This window comes from Nocardioides sp. NPDC087217, from assembly GCF_044744805.1.
Taxonomy (GTDB): domain Bacteria; phylum Actinomycetota; class Actinomycetes; order Propionibacteriales; family Nocardioidaceae; genus Nocardioides.
Genome location: NZ_JBIUZB010000001.1, coordinates 1214741 through 1233848 on the forward strand (window position 1 = coordinate 1214741; position 19108 = coordinate 1233848).

Genomic DNA, 19108 nt, shown 5'->3' on the forward strand with positions numbered 1-19108 from the left:
CAGAGCTGTGACGGACCTACGCCCCGGGCGGGCATCCGGGGACGGGCTGATGAGGGTCGGCGCCTACGAGATCCTCAGCAAGCTCGGTGAGGGCGGCATGGGCGTCGTCCACCTGGCCCGCCACGAGGAGACCGGCGAGCGGGTGGCGCTGAAGGTGCTGCGTACCCATGTCGTGGGGGACGAGGAGACCCGCGCCCGGCTGGAGCGCGAGGTGCGGTCGCTGCGGCAGGTGCGCAGCCCGTGGATCGCCGAGATCGTCGACGCCGACCCCTACGCGGACCTTCCCTACGTCGCGACCCGCTACGTGCCGGGGCCGACGCTGCACGACCGGATCAAGGACGACGGACCCGTCGTCGGCGAGGACCGGTTCTGGCTGGCGCGCTGCCTGGCCGGCGGCGTCGCCGCCTGCCACGACGCCGGCGTGCTGCACCGTGACGTGAAGCCCTCCAACGTGGTGATGGAGGGGCGTACGCCGGTGCTCATCGACTTCGGGCTCGCCCGAGTCGCCGACGATCCCAAGATCACCCTCACCGGATGGCTGGTCGGCACCCCGGGATACCTGGCGCCGGAGATCCTGGAGGGGACGCCCTCCTCGCCTGCCAGTGACGTGCACTCCTGGGCTGCCACCACGGCCTATGCGCTGCTGGGCCGCCCGCCGTTCGGGACCGGTCCGTCGATGGCCGTCCTGGATCGGGTACGCCGCGGCCAGCACGACCTCGACGGCATCGAGGGGTCGATGCGGGAGGTCCTGACGGCGGCGCTGGCGACGGATCCCGCGGACCGGCCGGGCCTGGAGGAGCTGCGGGAGTGGCTGATGGAGCCCGAGGTGCCGTGGTCGCGAGCCGACGCCTCGGCGGTCACCAAGGTGCTGCCGGTGACGATGCCGCTGGCCGCCGCACCGGTGGACGCCGGGCTGAAGCCGACGCTGGTGGACCCGGACGCCGCCGGCGATGCCGTCACGGAGGTGGAGGAGGTGCCGCCGACCGCGGTGACCGTGGCCGACGCGCCGGCCGAGCCTGTGGTGGTGCGCCGGTTCGACCCGCAGGCGCCGCCACCGGCTCCGTCGCCCGAGCCCGGCTGGAGCCCACCCAGCAAGCACGCCAACCTCAAGCGCTGGCCGGGGCCGATGCACTTCCTGATCCTGGTCGCGCTCGCCGCGATCCTCGCCGGGGTGGTGGCTGCGTACCCGCTCCCGGGCGCCACCCTGCTCGGCCTCGGTGTCTGGCTGCTGCGGGCGGTCTCGCTGGCCGCCGACCATCTGTCGAAGCGTCGCGAGGCGCGAGGCCGGAAGTGGTACGACGGCCTGTGGGCGCTCGTCCGCTCGCCGTGGGACCTGGTGCGCGCCGTCCCCGGCACGATGGCGTTGACCGCGCTGACGGGCGTGATCGCGGCCGCCGTCGCGGTCGGCTGCCTGGCGCTCGGGCTGCCGCTGACCGCGGTGCTCTACGTCGCCGCGATGGTCTTCATGTCCGCGGCCTGGCTCGCCTCGCAACGGGTCCGTGACACCGTCGGACCGGTCGCCCGGGCAGCGTCCTCGCCGTCACAGCGCTGGGTCGTCGCCGTCGTCGGCCTGGCGATCATCGCCGCCGCGGCGGCCTGGTACGCGGTGCAGATGGGTGTCTCGTGGGTGCCGCTGGACGACGTCCGTTCGGGTCAGCTGCCGGGCGTCGTGCGCGACGTCCTGCGGCGCGCTCGCTGACCGGGTTCGCGATTGGCTAAGGTGCTGGCCATGCCAGGGCCCGACGTACAAGACCTTCTCGACGGCATCAGCGACGGCAAGCGGGCGGCGGTGTCACGAGCGATCACCTTGGTGGAGTCGACCAAGCCCCAGCACCGCGACATCGCGCGCGAGCTGCTCACCAAGCTTCCGGCCGGCGACACGGTGCGGGTCGGGATCTCCGGGGTTCCCGGGGTCGGCAAGTCGACCTTCATCGAGGCGCTCGGCAGCCGGCTGACCGCCAACGGCCTCAAGGTGGGAGTGCTGGCCGTCGATCCGTCGTCGGTACGCACCGGAGGCTCCGTCCTGGGCGACAAGACGCGCATGCAGCGGCTCTCCGTGGACCCCAACGCGTTCATCCGGCCCTCCCCGTCGGCCGGCACGCTCGGCGGGGTCGCGCGGGCGACCGTGCAGGCGATGGCGGTGCTCGAGGCGGCCGGCTACGACGTGGTGCTGGTCGAGACCGTCGGCGTCGGGCAGTCCGAGGTGACCGTGGCAGGGATGGTGGACACGTTCCTGTTCCTCACCATCGCGCGCACCGGTGACCAGCTGCAGGGGATCAAGAAGGGCATCCTGGAGATCTCCGACGTGATCGCGGTCAACAAGGCCGACCCCAACGACCCCCACCGCGCCCAGGAGGCGCGCGCGGCCGCGCGCGAGCTCGCCGGCGCGCTCCGGCTGGTGCGCTCCCGCGAGGAGTGGGCGCCACCGGTGGTCACCGCCTCGGCGCTCCACGACGACGGGGTCGACTCGGTCTGGGAGCAGGTGATGGCGCACCGCACGCACCTCGGCAAGGACGGGCTGCGCACCAAGCGCGCCGAGCAGCAGCTCGACTTCACCTGGGCGCTCGTCCGCGACGAGCTCGACCAGCGGCTCAAGCACTCTGCGGGCGTCAAGGCGATCCGCGACGAGGTGCGTGCCGAGGTGCTCTCAGGCGAGCTGCCGGCGACCGTTGCCGCGGACAGGATCCTCGCCGCCTACGACAAGGATTAGTCTGACGGGACCATGCTGGAGCCTGCTGCCTTCCTCGCCGAGCGAGTCGACGCCTACGACGCCGAGCTGATCGACCTGCGCCGGGACATCCACGCGCACCCGGAGCTCTCGTGGCAAGAGCATCGCACCACCGAGCTGGTCGCCGAACGACTGGAGAAGGCGGGCTGGCAGGTCGACCGGCCGTCCGCGACCGGTCTGATCGCCGACCTGGGCAGCGGGGGCAAGGAGTCGAGGATCGTCGCGCTGCGCGGCGACATGGACGCCCTGCCCGTCGACGACGTCACCACCGACCTCTGGACGAGCACCGTTCCCGGGGTCGCGCACGCCTGCGGCCACGACGTCCACACCACGGCCCTGCTCGGCGCCGGCCTCGCGCTGGCCGACCTGCATCGCGAGTCGCCGCTGCCCGGTGGCGTACGCCTGCTGTTCCAGCCCGCCGAGGAGGTCATGCCGGGCGGGGCGCTGCACCTGATGAGCCTGGGCGCGCTCGACGACGTGGAGCGGATCTTCGCGCTGCACTGCGACCCGACCGTGGACGTCGGCCGCGTCGGGATCCGCTCCGGCGCGCTGACCAGCGCGGCCGACCTGATCGACGTACACCTCAGTGGCACCGGCGGTCACACCTCGCGCCCGCACCTGACCGGCGACCTGGTCTTCGCGCTCGCCAAGGTGACCACCGAGCTGCCGGTGATCCTGAGCCGCCGGATGGACCCCCGGGCCGGCGTGAGCGTGGTCTGGGGCAAGGTCACCGCCGGCCAGATCCACAACGTGATCCCGGCCCACGGCTCCGTCGGAGGCACCGTGCGGATCCTCGACAGCGACGCCTGGAGCGAGGTCGAGCACGTCGTGCGTGAGGTCGTCGCCGAGATCATCGCCCCCTACGGCGTGACCGCCGCCGTCGACTACACCCGCGGTGTCCCACCGGTGAGCAACGACGAGGAGTCCCACCAGATCCTCGTGGAGAGCGTCCGCGAGGTTCTGGGGGAGCGGGGTGCCGTCGTCTCCGCGCAGAGCCTGGGTGGCGAGGACTTCGGCTGGTACCAGGAGCAGGTCGCCGGCTCGATGTTCCGGCTCGGCGTACGCACCCCCGGCGGCCCCACCTACGACCTCCACCAGGGTGACCTGCGCATCGACGAACGCGCGGTGGGCGTCGGCGCCAAGGTTCTGGCCGCCGCCGCCCACCGCGCGCTGGTCTAGCTCGGGGTCAGCCCTTTCGGTACGGGATGCCGTCGGCGGCGGGTGCGCGTGAGTGGCCGACGAGACCGGCGACGGCGAAGATCGTCACCACGTACGGCAGCATCAGCATGAACTGCGACGGCACCGGAGAGCCGATCACCGAGAGCACGGACTCGACGTTGGAGGCGAAGCCGAAGAGCAGCGCCGCCAGCGTCGCCTTGATCGGATCCCACTTGCCGAAGATCACCGCCGCCAGCGCGATGTAGCCCGCGCCGCCGGTCATCTCACGTCCGAAGGACGGCACCGAGACGAGCGTGTACGTCGCTCCGCCGATGCCCGCGATCGCGCCGGCCAGCACGATGGTGCGGTAGCGGGTCGCGATCACGTTGATGCCGACGGTGTCGGCCGCCTTCGGGTGCTCGCCGACCGCGCGCACGCGCAGGCCCCACTTGGACCGGTAGAGGGCCCAGGCGACGAGGAAGACGGCGGCGTACATGATGTAGACCAGCACCGTCTGGCGGAAGAAGATCGGGCCGACCACCGGGATGCCGGACAGCAGCGGGATCTCCAAGCGCGGGAAGTGCGGCGGGTTGTTCAGTGCTCCGGCGTTCTCCGAGAGGACCTGGGAGAACATGAAGCTGGTGAAGCCGATCACGAGCACGTTGAGGACGACACCGACGATGACCTGCTCGACCCAGTAGGTGATCGCGAACAGGCCCAGGAGCAGCGCGACCAGCATCCCCGCGACCATCGCGGACACCAGGCCGGCCCATGGACTGCCGGTGAGGGAGGCGACGATCGCGGCGCCGAAGGCGCCGAAGAGCAGCTGGCCGTCGATGGCGATGTTGACGACGCCCGCCCGCTCACCGAGTACGCCGCCGAGTGCACCGAACACCAGCGGCACCGCCAGCGCGAGCGCGCCGGCGAGCAGGCCGACCACGGGCAGCGTCTTGCCCGCGACCGCCCAGGCCAGGAACCCGGACACGGCGATCACGGCGAACGCCGCGACCAGCACCAGGGGAGTCTTGCGGCCGGCGCGAGCGTTCCAGGCGGCGTACGCCGTGCACAGCAGGCACAGCACCACGGCCGTCCACACAACGCCGTTGGCGGGCAGCGTGATGTCGGGGATGGCGAACCAGTCACCGTCGCGGCTCCACCGGAAGGTGGAGTCACCGGTGCGCGGAGCCACGATGACGAGCAGCGCCACCAGCACGGTGAACACCGCCATGACGATGGGCGTCTTCCACAGGCCCGGGATGCGCTCGGCGACGACTGGTTCGTCGGAGTTGACCGGAAGATCGACAACAGACACGGTCCTCAGGCCTCCTTCGTGGGGAGTCGGAAGATCGCCTTCACCAGAGGTGGCGCGGCGAGGAAGAGCACGATCAGGGACTGGATGACCAGCACGATGTCGACCGGGATGCCTTCGGAGGCCTGCATGAAGAAGCCGCCGGACTTGAACGCGCCGAACAGGATCCCGGCGGCCAGGATGCCGAACGGCCGCGACCGTCCCAGCAGCGCGACGGTGATCGCGTCGAAGCCGATCCCGGCGTCGAGACCGCTGGTCGCGCCGTCGGTCACCGAGCCGAGCACCTGGTTGACACCGGCCAGGCCGACCAGCGCGCCGGAGATCAGGAACGCGCTCAGGTAGGCGACCCCGACGTTGATGCCGGCAGCCTTCGCGGCCGAGGGGTTCTCGCCGACCGCCCGGAACCGGTAGCCGAGCGAGGAACGGTTGAGGATCCACCAGACCAGGAACGTCGCCAGCACGGCGAGCAGGAAACCGGCATGCAGGTTGAACTGCGGCCCGAGCAGGTCGGGCAGGATCGCCGACTCCGGCATCGGCGAGGACTTCGGGTTGCCCGACCCGGGCGCTTGGAGCAGCGACTTGCGGGTCAGGGCGTAGAAGACCAGGTAGTAGCCGATGTAGTTGAGCATGATCGTCACGATCACCTCGTGGGCGCCGGTGAGCGCCTTGAGGAGGCCGGCGATCCCGCCCCACAGGGCGGCAGCCAGCGCTCCGACGAGGATGGCCAGCGGCAGGTGCACGATCATCGGCAGGTCGAACCTGACCGCCACGAACGCGGCCGCGGCGCCACCGAGCAGCATCTGCCCGCGACCGCCGATGTTGAAGAGCCCGGCGCGGAAGGTCAGGCCGATGCCGAGGCCGGCCAGCGTCAGCGGCGCGGCGAACTTCATCGTCTCGGTGATCGGCTTGATCTGCTGGGCGAACGTGCCGCCCAGATCGTTGTAGACCGAGCCCCGCCACAGCGAGACGTACGCCCCCGAGATGGCCTCCCACGCGTAGAAGAACGTGTCGGAGGGGCGGGCGAAGAAGTAGGAGAGCCCGTAGCGGACGTCCTCGTCGGTGAAGAGGATCATCAGCGACCCGAAGAACATCGCGAGCACCACCGAGAGCACCGCGACCAGCGCGTTGCCCGTGGTGATCTCGCGCATCGCCACGTGCCAACGGCTCGCCTCGGGCACCCGGTCGGTGTCGGCGGACGCCTTCTCCGGCTCAGCCGGCTCAGTTGGCTCGGTCGGCTCGGTGGGCTCTGTCGTCTCGGCCGGTTCGTTCTCCGGCCCCTTCTCGCTCACGAATCGCTCCCTTCAGGAGACTCGCCGGCCATCATCAGGCCGAGGGTGTCGCGGGAGGTGTCGGCGGGCACGATGCCCACGACCCGCCCGCGGTAGAGGACCATGATCCGGTCGGCGAGGGCGGCGATCTCGTCGAGCTCGGTGGAGACCACGAGGACCGGGACACCGGAGTCGCGCGCGGCCACGATCTGCTGGTGGATGAACTCGATCGACCCGACATCGACGCCGCGCGTCGGCTGTGCCGCGACGAGAAGTCGCAGGTCACGGGAGAGTTCACGGGCTACGACGACCTTCTGCTGGTTGCCGCCCGACAGCTGCCCGGCCAGAGTCGAGACCCCGGGGGCGCGTACGTCGTACTCGGCCAGCTTCTCCTTGGCGAAGGTGTCGAGCTTCTTCAGGTTCAGCGAGCCGCGCGAGACGAAGGGCTCGTCGTAGCTGCGGTTGAGCATGAGGTTCTCGGCGATGGTGAAGTTGCTGACGAGACCGTCGACCTGGCGGTCCTCGGGGATGAACCCGATCCCGGCCTCGAGCGCCTTGCGCACCGAGCGGCCGACGATCTCGCGGCCGTCGAGCATGATCGAGCCCTCGACGTGCGGAGCCAGGCCCACCATGGCCTCGGTGAGCTCGGTCTGGCCGTTGCCCTGGACCCCGGCGACGGCGAGGATCTCACCGACGTCGATGTGGAAGCTGATCGAGTCGACGTGGACACGGCCGTCCTCGTCGGCGACGGTGAGGTCGGAGACGACGAGCGCACGCTCGCCCGGCTGTGCCGGGTCCTTGTGCACCTTGAGCTCGACCGGTCGCCCCACCATCAGGGCCGCGAGCTCGGCGTTGGAGGCCTCCGGGGAGGCCTCGCCGACCACGGCGCCGCGGCGGATGACCGTGATCCGGTCGGCCACCTCGCGCACCTCGCGCAGCTTGTGGGTGATGAACACGATGCCCGTGCCCGACTCCTTGAGCTGGCGCATGATCGCCATCAGCTCGTCGGTCTCCTGCGGCGTCAGCACAGCGGTCGGCTCGTCGAAGACGAGCACCTCGGCGTCACGCGAGAGAGCCTTGATGATCTCGACCCGCTGCTGCACGCCGACGGGGAGATCCTCGACGAGCGCGTCGGGGTCCACCTGGAAGCCGAAGCGCTCGGAGATCTCCCGGACGCGCTTGCGGGCGGCGTCGAGGTCGAGACTGCCGGCGAACCCGGTGGCCTCGTGGCCGAGCATGACGTTCTCGGCGACGGTGAAGACGGGGATGAGCATGAAGTGCTGGTGCACCATGCCGATGCCGGCGGCCATAGCATCGCCGGGACCCTTGAAGCGCTGCGGCACGTCGTCGATGACGATCTCGCCCTCGTCGGCCTGGTAGAGGCCGTAGAGGACGTTCATCAGCGTGGACTTGCCCGCGCCGTTCTCACCGAGCAGGCAGTGGATCTCACCCGGCTCGACGGTCAGGGAGATGTGGTCGTTGGCGACCAGGGAGCCGAAGCGCTTGGTGATGTCGCGAAGCGCGAGTCTCATGGCACGGATCATTCCTTGCAGGGGTGGAGAAATTCCGGAAGTACGTGGTGAGGGGGCCGGGTGCATCCGGCCCCCTCGTCGTGGTGGTCCCGACGAGCGGGACCACCACCTAGGTCACTTCGCCAGGTAGGAGTTGACCTTGATCGAGCCGTCCTTGATGCCCGCGGTGACTTCCTCGATCTCGTCGGGGAGAGTCTCGGAGACCTTGGACTCGAAGTTGTGGAACGGCGCCAGGCCGACCCCGTCGTTCTCGAGCGTGCCGACGTACGGCGTCGCGTCGAACTTGTCCTCACCCGCGGCGAGGATGACATCCGTGGTGGAGGTCTTCATGTTCTTCAGGATGGAGGTGAGCACGACGTCCTGGGTGTTCGGGTCGGTCTCGTAGAAGTCGGCGTCGACACCGATCAGGGCGACCTCCTTGCCGGAGTCGTCGATCGCGGTGAGCGCACCCTGGTAGATCGGGCCGCCGACCGGCAGGATCACGTCGGCGTTCTGGTCGATGATCTGGCGGGCGGTGTTGGTGGCCTTCTCGTTGGCGACGAACTCACCGGTGAAGGAGCCCTTCTCGCCACCCTCGTAGCCGACGACCTTGACGTCCTTGTTCTTGGTCTTGGCGTAGTACTCGACGCCCTGCTTGAACCCGTCCATGAAGATCGTCACGGTCGGGAACGGCTGGCCGCCGTAGGTGCCGACGACGCCGGTCTTGGTGTAGTCGGCGGCGACGTAGCCGGCCAGGAACGCGGCCTGGGCGGTGTCGTAGAGGATCGGCTTGATGTTCTCCGCGTCGGTCTTGCCGTCGAAGTCGGCGTCGGCCGCGTCGTCGATCAGGACGTACTCGGTCTCGGGGTTGGCCTTGGCGGACTCGATGGTCGCGGCCGAGAGGGCGAAGCCGACGGTCACGATGGTGTCGCAGCCCTGCCCGACCAGGCTCTCCAGGTTGGAGGTGTAGTCGTTGGGGCTGTTGGACTCGACGTCCTTGAACTTCGCGCCGAGCTCGTCGGCGGCTTCCTTCACACCCTCGTAGCTGAGCTGGTTGAACGACTTGTCGTCGAACCCGCCCTCGTCGGAGACGATGCAGGGAAGGTAGTCGCTGTTCCCCTCCCCAGCGCGCTCGGCCGGCGCCTCTCCGCACGCGGCGAGCGCGGCAGCGGTCAGGACCGCGGCGAAGCCGCCGGCGGCGGCCTTTTTGATGTTGTTCTTCACTGGTGCCTCCAGGTCGTTGCTCCGCGAAGCGCGGCGCAAAGGACATTCATGTCCGAACGTTCTCCCCAAAGACCGAGCATTGCCAGGGATTACGCGAACGGTTACCAACTTTTGATCTCGACGAAGCCTAAGCCTCGTACCTTGTGCTTGGTTGTCCGGACAGGCTTTAAGGTCGAACCATGACCGAGAAGCAGACGTACGCCGCAGAGGGCTTTGACTGGGAAGGCCTGCGTGCACAGGCGGTGGAAGCCGCAAAACATGCGTACGCGCCCTACTCCAACTACCCCGTCGGAGTGGCCGGATACGCAGACGACGGACGCCTGCTCCACGGGTGCAACGTGGAGAACGCCGCCTACGGTGTGACCCTGTGTGCCGAGTGCGGGCTCGTCTCCTCACTGCACATGACCGGCGGCGGCCGCCTCACCCACGTCGTCTGCGTCAACGGCTCCGGCGAGGTCATCATGCCCTGCGGCCGCTGCCGTCAGCTGCTCTGGGAGAACGGCGGACCGGAGCTGCTGCTGATGACCGTCTCGGGAGTGCGGCCGATGTCCGAGGTCCTTCCGGACGCCTTCGGTCCGGAGAATCTCGCGTAGGCCTCGTTCCTGCCGGTAGCGGACCCGCGGCGATCGCGCCTTACGCTGTCCGCATGGCGGAACATGATGCGGTCGAGGTGATCCTCGCCAAGCGCGACGGTGGCGAGCTGAGCGACTCCCAGATCGACTGGATGATCGCGGCCTACACCCGTGGGGTGGTGGCCGAGGAGCAGATGTCGGCGCTCAACATGGCGATCCTGCTCAACGGGATGTCGCGGCGTGAGATCGCGAGGTGGACGGCGGCGATGATCGCCTCGGGAGAGCGGATGTCGTTCTCCTCCCTGGACAGGCCGACCGCCGACAAGCACTCCACCGGCGGCGTGGGCGACAAGATCACGCTGCCGCTGGCGCCGCTGGTCGCCGCGTGCGGGGTGGCGGTGCCGCAGCTGTCCGGGCGCGGGCTCGGCCACACCGGCGGGACGCTCGACAAGCTCGAGTCGATCCCCGGGTGGCGCGCGTCGCTCTCCAACGAGGAGATGCTGGCCCAGCTCGGGTCGGTCGGTGCGGTGATCTGCGCAGCCGGTGAGGGGCTGGCCCCGGCCGACCGCAAGCTGTACGCGCTGCGCGACGTCACCGGCACCGTCGAGTCGATCCCGCTGATCGCCTCCTCGATCATGTCCAAGAAGATCGCCGAGGGCACCGGGGCGCTGGTCCTCGACGTCAAGGTCGGTGCCGGGGCGTTCATGAAGACGCTGGCCTCCGCGCAGGAGCTGGCGCGAACGATGGTCGACCTCGGCACCGACGCGGGCGTCAACACGGTCGCGCTCGTGACCGACATGGCCACCCCGCTCGGCCTGACCGCAGGCAACGCCATCGAGGTCACCGAGTCCGTCGAGGTCCTGGCCGGCGGTGGACCCGCCGACGTCGTCGAGCTCACCGTCGCGCTGGCCCGGGAGATGCTGGCCGCCGCCGGTGTGTCCGGCCCGGACCCTGCCGACGTACTCGCCTCCGGCAAAGCCATGGACGCCTGGCGGGCGATGATCTCGGCCCAGGGCGGCGATCCGTCGGCGCCGCTGCCGGTCGCCCGCGAGACCCACGTGGTCACCGCGCCGACGTCCGGTGTCCTCACCCGGCTCGACGCCATGGCCGTCGGGCTCGCCGCCTGGCGCCTCGGCGCCGGGCGGGAGCGGAAGGAGGACGCCGTCCAGGCCGGGGCCGGGGTCACCTGGCACGCTCGCCCGGGCGACTCTGTCGCTGCCGGTGCGCCGCTGTTCACCCTCCACACCGACACCCCTGAGCGCTTCGACCGTGCGCTGGCCGCGCTGGAGGGTGGCTACGAGATCGAGGACGGAGCTGCGTACGAGGCGACCCCGCTGATCCTCGACCGGATCGGCTGACTCGATCCGCTGGTCGAGCCGCGAGGCCGCCTGCGGCCGAGCGTGTCGAGACCAACACGGTCCCCTTCGCGCTCGATGGGACCGTGTTGGTCTCGACACGGATTCGTTCGTTCCTCACGAATCCGGCTCGACCAGCGGGCGGCGATAACCGTTCGCTTCACCGGCCGGCGTACCGCCAGACTTCACTCATGGAGATCGTCAAGCCACCCAAGGCCGTCGCGGGCGACAAGGTCGCCGTGCTGTCACCCTCGTTCGCCGCGCCCGGGGTGGCACCGGCGATCCACGAGCAGGCGCTGAGGCGGCTGACTGAGGTGACCGGGCTGGTGCCGGTGGAGTATCCGACGACGAGGAAGGTCGGTGCGACGCCGCAGCAGCGGGCGGCCGACCTGAACGCCGCGTTCGGCGATCCGGAGATCCGGGCGGTGCTGGCGACCATCGGGGGCGAGGACCAGATCACCGTGATCCCGCATCTCGACGCCGAGCTGGTGCGGGCCGATCCCAAGCCGTTCCTCGGCTACAGCGACAACACCAACCTGCTCAACTGGCTGTGGACCAACGGCGTGGCCGCCTTCCACGGTGGGTCGACCCAGGTCCACCTCGGTCCGGGCCCGGGAGTCGATCCGATCCACGAGGCTTCGCTCGAGGCCGCGCTCCTCACGGGCGAGACCCTCGAGATCACCGAGCCAGGAGAGTCCGAGGACATCGGGCGCGACTGGAACGACCCGCGCGCGCTGACCGAGTACGGCGAGCGGGAGGCGACCGAGCCCTGGACCTGGACGGGTCCCGAACGGAAGGTCACCGGCCGCACCTGGGGAGGCTGCATCGAGATCCTCCAGTGGGCGCTGACCGCCGGACGCTTCCCGGCCGATCCGGGGGTGCTGGCGGGCGGCGTACTCCTCCTGGAGACCTCCGAGGAGCTCATCCCGGCGCAGGAGTTCGGCTGGATCGCGCGCTCGCTGGGAGAGCGCGGGCTGCTCGAGGCGATCGACGCCGTCGTGGTCGCGCGCCCGCCGACGTCGGACTTCGAGCGACGGCCCAGCGCCGACGAGCGTGTCGCCAAGCGCGCCGAACAGCGCGACGCGGCGATCGAGACCGTCGCCCGCTACAACCCCGACGCGGTGGTCGTCGTCGGCCCGCCGTTCGGTCACACCCGGCCGCAGTGGATCGTGCCCTACGGCGGCGAGATGACCGTCGACGGCACGAGCCAGCGTCTGTGGGCCGACTACTCCTGAGCGGGGCTCAGCCCTCGAGGAGCAGGACGACCGACTCCGCGACGCATGCGGGCTTGGCGGAGCCCTCGATCTCGACCGTCGTCTTCACGACGAGCTGGAGGCCGGCGGGGAGCTCGGTGACCTCGCCGAAGGTGATGACCGGTCGGATGCGGGAGCCGACCAGGACCGGCATCGGGAACCGGACCTTGTTGAGGCCGTAGTTGAGCTTCGCGCCGGGAGTCTCCAGCGAGTAGACGCTCGTGCCGAGGTAGGGGATCAGCGACAGCGTCAGGTAGCCGTGGGCGATGGTGCCCCCGAAGGGGCCTTCCTTGGCTCGCTCCTCGTCGACGTGGATCCACTGGTGGTCGCCGGTGGCGTCAGCGAAGGCGTTGACCCGGTCCTGGTCGACCAGGAGCCATTCGCCGGTGCCGATCTCGGTGCCTGCGGCGTCGGAGACTTCTTGGAGAGTGGTGAATGTGCGCACCCCCGGAATCTAGCGGCATACGGAATGATGGGCCCATGGAACCGTCCGACATGCAGATCAAGGCCGCCCCGAAGGTGCTGCTCCACGACCACCTCGACGGTGGCGTACGTCCCTCGACCCTCGTCGAGCTCGCCGCTGAGGTGGGTCACCGGCTGCCGGAGGGGACTCAGGACGATCCGGTGGCGCTGGAGGAGTGGTTCGTGACCAGCGCGGACTCGGGGTCGCTGGAGCGCTACCTCGACACCTTCGCGCACACGCTGGCGGTCATGCAGACGCTGCCCGCGCTGACCAGGGTGGCTCGGGAGTGCGTCGAGGACCTGGCCGAGGACGGCGTCGTCTACGCCGAGGTTCGCTGGGCGCCGGAGCTCCACCTGGCCAACGGTCTCGAGCTGGATGAGGTCGTCGCGGCCGTTCAGACCGGGTTCGACGAGGGTATGGCGGCCGTTGCGGCGACCGGGCGGAAGATCGTCGTACGCCAGCTGCTCACCGCTATGCGGCAGGCCGCTCGCGCCGCCGAGATCGCCGAGCTCGCGGTGACCTGGCGCGACCGCGGCGTCGCCGGGTTCGACATCGCCGGGCCGGAGAAGGGCTTCCCGCCGAGCCGTTTCCTGGCGGCGTTCGAGCAGCTGGCCGCCGACAACATGCGCTTCACGATCCACGCCGGCGAAGGCTTCGGGCTGCCCTCGATCTGGGAGGCGGTGCACCCTTGTGGCTGCGACCGGCTCGGTCACGGCGTACGCATCGTCGACGACATCACCCTCGAGGAGGGCGAGGCGCCGCGGCTCGGCCGGCTCGCTGCGTACGTCCGGGACCGGCGGATCCCCCTCGAGCTCTGCCCGCGCTCCAACGTGCAGACCGGGGCGGCGAAGTCGATCGCCGAGCACCCGATCGGGCTGCTCTACGACCTGGGTTTCCGGGTCACGATCAACACCGACAACCGACTGATGTCACGCACCTCGATGTCGGCGGAGATGGCCGGCATCGTGGAGGCGTTCGGCTGGGGGCTGCCCGAGCTCCAGCGGCTGACGACCAACGCGATGAAGTCGGCGTTCCTGCCCTACGACGAGCGGGTCGACCTGATCCACGAGATCAAGGACGCGTACGCGGCCCTGTGAGTCGCTGGATGGCGATGAAGCCGTGCTTCGGGTAGACCGCCGTGCAGCCCTTCGCGACCGCGTCAGCGACGACCTGCGGCTGCGCTCGCATCAGCGCCAGGCCCCGCTTGACCAGCACGAACGGTGGTTTGCGGTGCTCGCGGAGATCGCGGGTGAGCCGTCGCCAGAAGGTCACCGTCGGTGACTGGGTGACGCAGTAGGCGGCGGCCAGCAGCCCCGCGTCGCGGCACTCGGCGACGATGTCCTGGGCGAAGATCCCCTCGGCGACGAAGAACGGCTCGTCGCCGAGGGTCAGTGACTGGCAGCCGGTGCGGCCGTCGTGGGCGATGTCGTAGACGGGTACGTCGGCAGTGCCCGTCTCGCAGAGCGCCGTGATCGCCTTCATCGCGTCAGCGGGATGCCAGGAGTCGGGGTGATCCCAGTCGACCAGGCCCGCGTTGGGGCCCTCGGTGATCCGGGGGAGCGAGGGGTCGGAGCCGTCCTTGTAGAAGTCGTCCAGTCTCAGGACCGGCAGACCGAGCCGCTCGGCGAGGCGGGACTTGCCGGCCCCCGAGGGGCCGGCGAGGACGATGACCTGAGCGCGCACCGGAGCATTCTCGCCTGTGGCAGGCCGAAGTCAGTAGCCGGCGCCGGGAGCCGAACCCGCCAGCAGCGCGCGCGAGCCCGAGACCCCGAGCCTGGTCGCCCCTGCGGCGATCATCTGCTCGGCCTGCTCCATGGTCCGTACGCCGCCCGAGGCCTTGACGCCGAGGTCGGGGCCGACGGTCTGGCGCATCAGCTTCACGGCGTGGACGCTGGCGCCACCGGCGGGGTGGAAGCCGGTGGAGGTCTTCACGAAGTCCGCGCCGGCGTTAACGGCCGCCTGGCACACGCCGACGATCTCGTCGTCGTCGAGCGCCGCGGACTCGATGATCACCTTCAGCACGGTGGGAGCGGGAACGGCCGCACGGACGGCGGCGATGTCGGCCTCCACGTCGGCGTACCGCTTCTCCTTCGCCGCGCCGACGTCGATGACCATGTCGACCTCGTCCGCGCCGGCGTCGACCGCGGCCCTGGCCTCGGCGGCCTTGATCGAGGAGAGGTGCTTGCCACTCGGGAATCCGCACACGACCGCGATCTTCAGCTCGGCCGGCGCGTTGACCGGGAGCATCGAGGGAGAGACGCACACCGAGTAGGTGCCGAGCTCGGCGGCCTCCAGGATCAGCGCCTCGACGTCGGCGTGGGTCGCCTCGGGCTTGAGAAGGGTGTGGTCGATCAGCTTCGCGATGTCAGCGGGGGTAGGCACGGGCTCAGCATATGCATCTACGCCCGGAGGGCTAAGGTTTGCGCCGTGAATGACGATCAGCCCGAGGAGTGGTTCCGCAACTCCAGCAGCACCACCTGGGGATTCCTCTCGGCAGGGGCCGCGATCGCGGTCGTGGTGATCGACGTGGTCACCGGCTGGCACCCCGAGACGACAGCCGGTGGGGTGCTCTTTGCGCTGGTCGCGTACGCCGCGTTCGTCCGCACCAAGGTCGGGGTCAGCGAGGGCGACTTCGTGCTCCACCATCTCTACTCGACGGTGCGCTTCCCGATGGCCGCGCTGGAGAGCGTCTCGGTCGGCCGCACCCTCGGCGCCTACGCCGGTGGACGCACCTTCGTCAGCGGTGCCGTCGGGCGTCCGATGCGGGAGGCGATCAAGGGCGCCAAGCGCGACCACAAGCCGCTGAGCAACCATGCCGACTTCATCGAGGACCGGCTCAACGCGCTGGCCCAGGACGCGCGCGACCGGCGCCGGATCAAGCGCGACTCCGACGAGCAGTTCGCCCTCGCCGAGGACGTACGCCGCAGCTGGGACTGGCCGCTGATCGCCGTCACCGGCGTCGTGGCCGTCGTCTTCGTGGTCCTGCTCGTCGTCTGAGCCGCCCGCTGGTCGAGCCGCCGGAGCCGCTAGGCGGAGGCGTGTCGAGACCAACACGGTCCTATCGAGCGCCGAGGGGACGTGTTGGTCTCGACACGCTCGCTGGCGCTCGCGGCTCGACCAGCTGAATGCTAGACGCCGAGGGCGGCGCGGATGTCGACCTTGAGCGCGCCGAGAGCGATCTCGGCGTCCGTGCGGGCCTGTGCCAGAGCCTCCGGTGAGTCGACCGGCTCGACGACCTCGAGGTAGCACTTGATCTTGGGCTCGGTGCCGCTGGGCCGCACGATCACCCGTGACCCGCCGGCCAGCTGGTAACGGATCCCGTCGGTCGGCGGCAGGCCACCGACTCCGGTGGTGAGGTCGTCGAGCTGCTGCACGGTGGCCCCGGCCAACGCGGTCACCGGCCGGTCGCGGAGGCGCTGCATCGCGCCCGCGATCTGGGCAGGGTCCTCGAGCCGGACGGAGAGCTGGGTGGTGGCGTGCAGACCGTGCTCGACCGCGAGCTCGTCGAGCAGGTCGGCCAGGCCGCGACCCTCCGCCTTCAGCGACGCCGCGAGCTCGCACAGGAGCAGGAGCGCCGAGATGCCGTCCTTGTCGCGTACGTGCTCGGGGTCGACGCAGTAGCCCAGCGCCTCCTCGTAGCCGAAGGCGAGCCCCGGCGCGCGGGAGATCCACTTGAAGCCGGTCAGCGTCTCGGCGTAGGCCTGGCCGGCGGCCGCGGCGATCTTGCCGAGCAGCGAGGAGGAGACGATCGAGGCCGCGTACGTCCCGGTCACGCCCTTGCGGATCAGGTGGGTCGCCAGCAGCGCGCCGACCTCGTCACCGGTCAGCATCCGCCACTTCTTTCCGACCGGGATGGCGGCAGCGCAGCGGTCGGCGTCGGGGTCGTTGGCGATGACCAGGTCGGCGCCCTTCTTGCTCGCCAGCGCCATCGCCCGGTCCATCGCCCCGGGCTCCTCGGGGTTGGGGAAGGCGACGGTCGGGAAGTCGGGGTCGGGCCGCTCCTGCTCCTTGACCACGAGCGGCTCGGGGAAGCCGGCGAACTTCATCGCCAGGTTCACCAGATCGCCGCCGACACCGTGCAGCGGCGTGTAGACCGTCTTGAGGTCACGCGGGCCACCTTCGGTGAGGAGCCCAACCACGGTGTCGAGATAGCTGTCGACCAGGTCCTCGCTGATCACCTGGCCGGCCGGCCCCTGCGGGACCGAGCTCACCTTGTCGACCGCCGCGATCCGCTTCGCGATCTCGATGTCCGCCGGCGGCACGATCTGCGAACCGTCACCGAGGTAGACCTTGTAGCCGTTGTCCTGCGGTGGGTTGTGGCTGGCTGTCACCATCACCCCAGCGCTCGCGCCCAGCGCCTTGACGGCGTACGCCAGCACCGGCGTCGGCAGCGAGCGCGGCATCACCAGCGCGTGGAGGCCCGCTCCGGTCATCACCTCGGCCGTGTCCTGGGCGAAGACGTCGGAGTTGTGCCGCGCGTCGTAGCCGATCACCACCGGCCCCTGCGCGCCGGTCGCGAGCAGGTAGCGCGCCAGCCCCGCGGCGGCCTTGATCACGACCACCCGGTTCATCCGGTTGGGACCGGCCCCGAGCGCGCCTCGCAGCCCAGCGGTGCCGAACTGCAGCATGCCCGAGAACCTGTCGGCCAGCTCGGCCGCGGCGCCCGGGGCGGTGGACGTGAGGAGGCTCTCGAGCTCTGCTCGGGTCTGTGCGTCTGGGTCATCGGCAAGCCATTCCCGGGCTTGGACGACGAGCGCAGATTGATCTGTGGGGACCATGGATCTGACCCTAGGTCATCGGGTGGCGGAAGATGGAAGGGCTTCTGCCGTTTTGTGGCTGGTGTTTGCCGCCGACCCGTTCTTGGGGGGTGTTCTCAGCGGCGTCCGGAGTAAAGGACGGCCTTCGGCCGCCGGCTGACGCCGGTCGCCTTCGGCGATCCTTGACACCGGGATTCGTCGAGAATTTTTGGCTGGCTATCGGGTCGGCGGCAGGGGTTTGGCGCAGCGGTTTGGGTTGGGTAGGGGTTTGGGGACTGGGGTGAGCCGACCGGTGGAAGGAATTTTCTTTCCGCCCGGGGACCAGCTCTGCAGCTAGTTCGGTGAGGCGAACGAATTTTCGTTCGCCTCAGAGGGAGCCTGGTCTGGGGTGGGGTTGGCGGGTGGAAGAAATTTTTCTTCCACCCGGAGACCCCATGTCTGGTCTCGGAGTGGAGCGGTCACCTGCCGTGGGTGAGTGTGCCGTGGCCACACCCGGGCCGCCGCCCCGATAGCCAGCCAAAATCTTTCTCGACATGGTCCGGTGTCAAGGACCGCGAAGCGGCCGGCGTAGCCGGCGGCCGCAGGCCGTCCTTGACTCCGGGGCAGGTCGAGAACACCCTGAAAGAACGGGTCGGCGGCCCAAGACCAACCCCGAAGAACGACCCGCGACAAGCGTCGGACCGGGATGACGACCTCAGATCTTCGGCAACAGATCCCCAAGAAGCCCGCCCATCCGAGCAGCCGCATTGCGCCCAGCCTCGAGAACCTCGGCATGGTCGAGCGGCTGGTCAGAGATGCCGGCGGCGAGGTTGGTGACCAGCGAGATCCCGAGGATCTCCATCCCGGCCTCGCGAGCCGCGATCGCCTCGAGGGTGGTCGACATGCCGACCAGGTCACCACCGATGATGCCAGCCATCTTCACCTCGGCCGGGGTCTCGTAGTGGGGGCCGGGGAACTGGACGTACACACCCTCGTCGAGCGAGGAGTCGACCTGCTTCGCCAGCCCGCGCAGGCGGGAGGAGTAGAGGTCGGTGAGGTCGACGAAGTTGGCGCCGACCAGCGGCGAGGTGGCGGTGAGGTTGATGTGGTCCTTGATCAGCACCGGGGTGCCGGGGGACCAGGACGGGTTGAGTCCGCCGCAGCCGTTGGTCAGCACCATCGTCGAGCAGCCTGCGGCCGCGGCGGTGCGTACCGGGTGCACGACCGCGTCGACGCCCTTGCCCTCGTAGTAGTGCGTGCGGCTGAGGAAGACCAGCAGGTTGCGACCGCTCGCCGACCGGATGGAGCGGATCTTGCCGCTGTGCCCCTGGACCGCGGCGGCGCTGAAGCCGGGCAGGTCGGTGGTGGCGATCTCGGTGTAGTCCTCGCCGAGCGCGTCGACGGCGGGCAGCCAGCCCGAGCCCAGCACCAACGCGATGTCGTGCTTCTCGATGCCGGTCTTCTCCGCGAGCGCGGAGGCGGCTTCCTTGGCGAGTTCGTAAGGCGTGGTCACTCGCCGAGTTTAGACCCG

The 19108-nt window shown here is 69.8% G+C and carries 17 protein-coding genes; 8 read left to right on the forward strand and 9 right to left on the reverse strand.

What is annotated here, in order from left to right:
- Nucleotides 1-7 precede the first annotated feature (7 nt).
- The 3 genes from ACIO3S_RS05935 to ACIO3S_RS05945 are packed head-to-tail and all read left to right on the forward strand — an operon-like array spanning nucleotide 8 to nucleotide 3907.
- On the forward strand, nucleotides 8-1699 hold the full coding sequence (locus tag ACIO3S_RS05935; RefSeq protein WP_400460496.1) for a protein kinase: 1692 nt from the start codon (nucleotides 8-10) through the stop codon (nucleotides 1697-1699).
- Between the two features lie 12 nt (nucleotides 1700-1711).
- Complete coding sequence (meaB, locus tag ACIO3S_RS05940; RefSeq protein WP_400460498.1) at nucleotides 1712-2710, forward strand: methylmalonyl Co-A mutase-associated GTPase MeaB; 999 nt, start codon at nucleotides 1712-1714, stop codon at nucleotides 2708-2710.
- Nucleotides 2711-2722: 12 nt separating this feature from the next.
- Nucleotides 2723-3907 carry an amidohydrolase gene (locus ACIO3S_RS05945; protein ID WP_400460500.1) on the forward strand — a complete coding sequence of 395 codons (1185 nt, stop codon included), beginning with the start codon at nucleotides 2723-2725 and terminating at the stop codon, nucleotides 3905-3907.
- Nucleotides 3908-3914: 7 nt separating this feature from the next.
- Here ACIO3S_RS05945 and ACIO3S_RS05950 read toward each other — a convergent pair whose 3' ends face one another.
- The 4 genes from ACIO3S_RS05950 to ACIO3S_RS05965 all read right to left on the reverse strand — a co-directional run bounded on the left by ACIO3S_RS05950 (nucleotide 3915) and on the right by ACIO3S_RS05965 (nucleotide 9198).
- Nucleotides 3915-5198 carry an ABC transporter permease gene (locus ACIO3S_RS05950; RefSeq protein ID WP_400460502.1) on the reverse strand — a complete coding sequence of 428 codons (1284 nt, stop codon included), beginning with the start codon at nucleotides 5196-5198 and terminating at the stop codon, nucleotides 3915-3917.
- Between the two features lie 5 nt (nucleotides 5199-5203).
- Nucleotides 5204-6484 (reverse strand): ABC transporter permease, encoded by a 1281-nt coding sequence (locus ACIO3S_RS05955; protein WP_400460504.1) that lies wholly within the window; start codon nucleotides 6482-6484, stop codon nucleotides 5204-5206.
- Nucleotides 6481-7995, reverse strand: a complete 1515-nt coding sequence (locus ACIO3S_RS05960) for an ABC transporter ATP-binding protein (RefSeq protein ID WP_400460506.1) — start codon at nucleotides 7993-7995, stop codon at nucleotides 6481-6483. Before ACIO3S_RS05960 ends, ACIO3S_RS05955 begins: the two co-directional genes overlap by 4 nt.
- A 114-nt stretch (nucleotides 7996-8109) precedes the next feature.
- The gene (locus ACIO3S_RS05965) at nucleotides 8110-9198 is read right to left on the reverse strand and encodes a BMP family protein (protein WP_400460508.1); all 1089 of its coding nucleotides are present in this window, start codon (nucleotides 9196-9198) and stop codon (nucleotides 8110-8112) included.
- Between the two features lie 179 nt (nucleotides 9199-9377).
- Between ACIO3S_RS05965 and ACIO3S_RS05970 the strand changes: the two genes are divergently transcribed.
- The 3 genes from ACIO3S_RS05970 to ACIO3S_RS05980 all read left to right on the forward strand — a co-directional run bounded on the left by ACIO3S_RS05970 (nucleotide 9378) and on the right by ACIO3S_RS05980 (nucleotide 12360).
- On the forward strand, nucleotides 9378-9791 hold the full coding sequence (locus ACIO3S_RS05970; RefSeq protein WP_350666577.1) for a cytidine deaminase: 414 nt from the start codon (nucleotides 9378-9380) through the stop codon (nucleotides 9789-9791).
- Nucleotides 9792-9844: 53 nt separating this feature from the next.
- A complete protein-coding gene (locus ACIO3S_RS05975; RefSeq protein WP_350841198.1) occupies nucleotides 9845-11128 on the forward strand; it encodes a thymidine phosphorylase in 1284 nt (427 codons plus the stop codon).
- Between the two features lie 188 nt (nucleotides 11129-11316).
- Nucleotides 11317-12360, forward strand: coding sequence for a S66 peptidase family protein (locus tag ACIO3S_RS05980; protein WP_400460511.1), 1044 nt, complete (start codon nucleotides 11317-11319; stop codon nucleotides 12358-12360).
- 7 nt (nucleotides 12361-12367) lie between these two features.
- Here ACIO3S_RS05980 and ACIO3S_RS05985 read toward each other — a convergent pair whose 3' ends face one another.
- Nucleotides 12368-12823, reverse strand: coding sequence for a MaoC family dehydratase (locus tag ACIO3S_RS05985; RefSeq protein ID WP_400460513.1), 456 nt, complete (start codon nucleotides 12821-12823; stop codon nucleotides 12368-12370).
- A 35-nt stretch (nucleotides 12824-12858) separates the two neighbouring features.
- On the opposite strand from ACIO3S_RS05985, the gene ACIO3S_RS05990 reads away from it, so the two are divergent.
- On the forward strand, nucleotides 12859-13938 hold the full coding sequence (locus ACIO3S_RS05990) for an adenosine deaminase (RefSeq protein ID WP_400460515.1): 1080 nt from the start codon (nucleotides 12859-12861) through the stop codon (nucleotides 13936-13938).
- Here ACIO3S_RS05990 and ACIO3S_RS05995 read toward each other — a convergent pair.
- Together ACIO3S_RS05995 and deoC are read right to left on the reverse strand one after the other, a co-directional pair.
- Complete coding sequence (locus ACIO3S_RS05995; RefSeq protein ID WP_400460517.1) at nucleotides 13913-14524, reverse strand: uridine kinase; 612 nt, start codon at nucleotides 14522-14524, stop codon at nucleotides 13913-13915. The two genes, ACIO3S_RS05990 and ACIO3S_RS05995, sit on opposite strands and share 26 nt — an antisense overlap.
- Before the next feature lie 30 nt (nucleotides 14525-14554).
- Entirely contained in the window at nucleotides 14555-15223 is a 669-nt protein-coding gene (deoC, locus tag ACIO3S_RS06000; protein ID WP_400460519.1) for a deoxyribose-phosphate aldolase, read from the reverse strand.
- Nucleotides 15224-15268: 45 nt separating this feature from the next.
- Here deoC and ACIO3S_RS06005 point away from each other — a divergent pair, with 45 nt between their 5' ends.
- Nucleotides 15269-15838 carry a hypothetical protein gene (locus ACIO3S_RS06005; RefSeq protein ID WP_400460521.1) on the forward strand — a complete coding sequence of 190 codons (570 nt, stop codon included), beginning with the start codon at nucleotides 15269-15271 and terminating at the stop codon, nucleotides 15836-15838.
- 131 nt (nucleotides 15839-15969) lie between these two features.
- Here the strand turns inward: ACIO3S_RS06005 and ACIO3S_RS06010 are convergent, their stop codons facing one another.
- Both ACIO3S_RS06010 and ACIO3S_RS06015 read right to left on the reverse strand, forming a co-directional pair.
- Nucleotides 15970-17619, reverse strand: a complete 1650-nt coding sequence (locus ACIO3S_RS06010) for a phospho-sugar mutase (RefSeq protein WP_400460523.1) — start codon at nucleotides 17617-17619, stop codon at nucleotides 15970-15972.
- Nucleotides 17620-18292: 673 nt separating this feature from the next.
- Entirely contained in the window at nucleotides 18293-19090 is a 798-nt protein-coding gene (locus tag ACIO3S_RS06015; RefSeq protein ID WP_400460525.1) for a purine-nucleoside phosphorylase, read from the reverse strand.
- Nucleotides 19091-19108: the final 18 nt, after the last annotated feature.

Excerpts from the sequence above, each read along its gene's own strand:
- ACIO3S_RS05960 (WP_400460506.1), bottom strand. The coding sequence starts at position 7,995 with ATGAGACTCGCGCTTCGCGACATCACCAAGCGCTTCGGCTCCCTGGTC.
- ACIO3S_RS05990 (WP_400460515.1), top strand. The coding sequence starts at position 12,859 with ATGGAACCGTCCGACATGCAGATCAAGGCCGCCCCGAAGGTGCTGCTC.
- ACIO3S_RS05980 (WP_400460511.1), top strand. The coding sequence starts at position 11,317 with ATGGAGATCGTCAAGCCACCCAAGGCCGTCGCGGGCGACAAGGTCGCC.
- ACIO3S_RS05975 (WP_350841198.1), top strand. The coding sequence starts at position 9,845 with ATGGCGGAACATGATGCGGTCGAGGTGATCCTCGCCAAGCGCGACGGT.
- ACIO3S_RS05970 (WP_350666577.1), top strand. The coding sequence starts at position 9,378 with ATGACCGAGAAGCAGACGTACGCCGCAGAGGGCTTTGACTGGGAAGGC.
- ACIO3S_RS06010 (WP_400460523.1), bottom strand. The coding sequence starts at position 17,619 with ATGGTCCCCACAGATCAATCTGCGCTCGTCGTCCAAGCCCGGGAATGG.
- ACIO3S_RS05945 (WP_400460500.1), top strand. The coding sequence starts at position 2,723 with ATGCTGGAGCCTGCTGCCTTCCTCGCCGAGCGAGTCGACGCCTACGAC.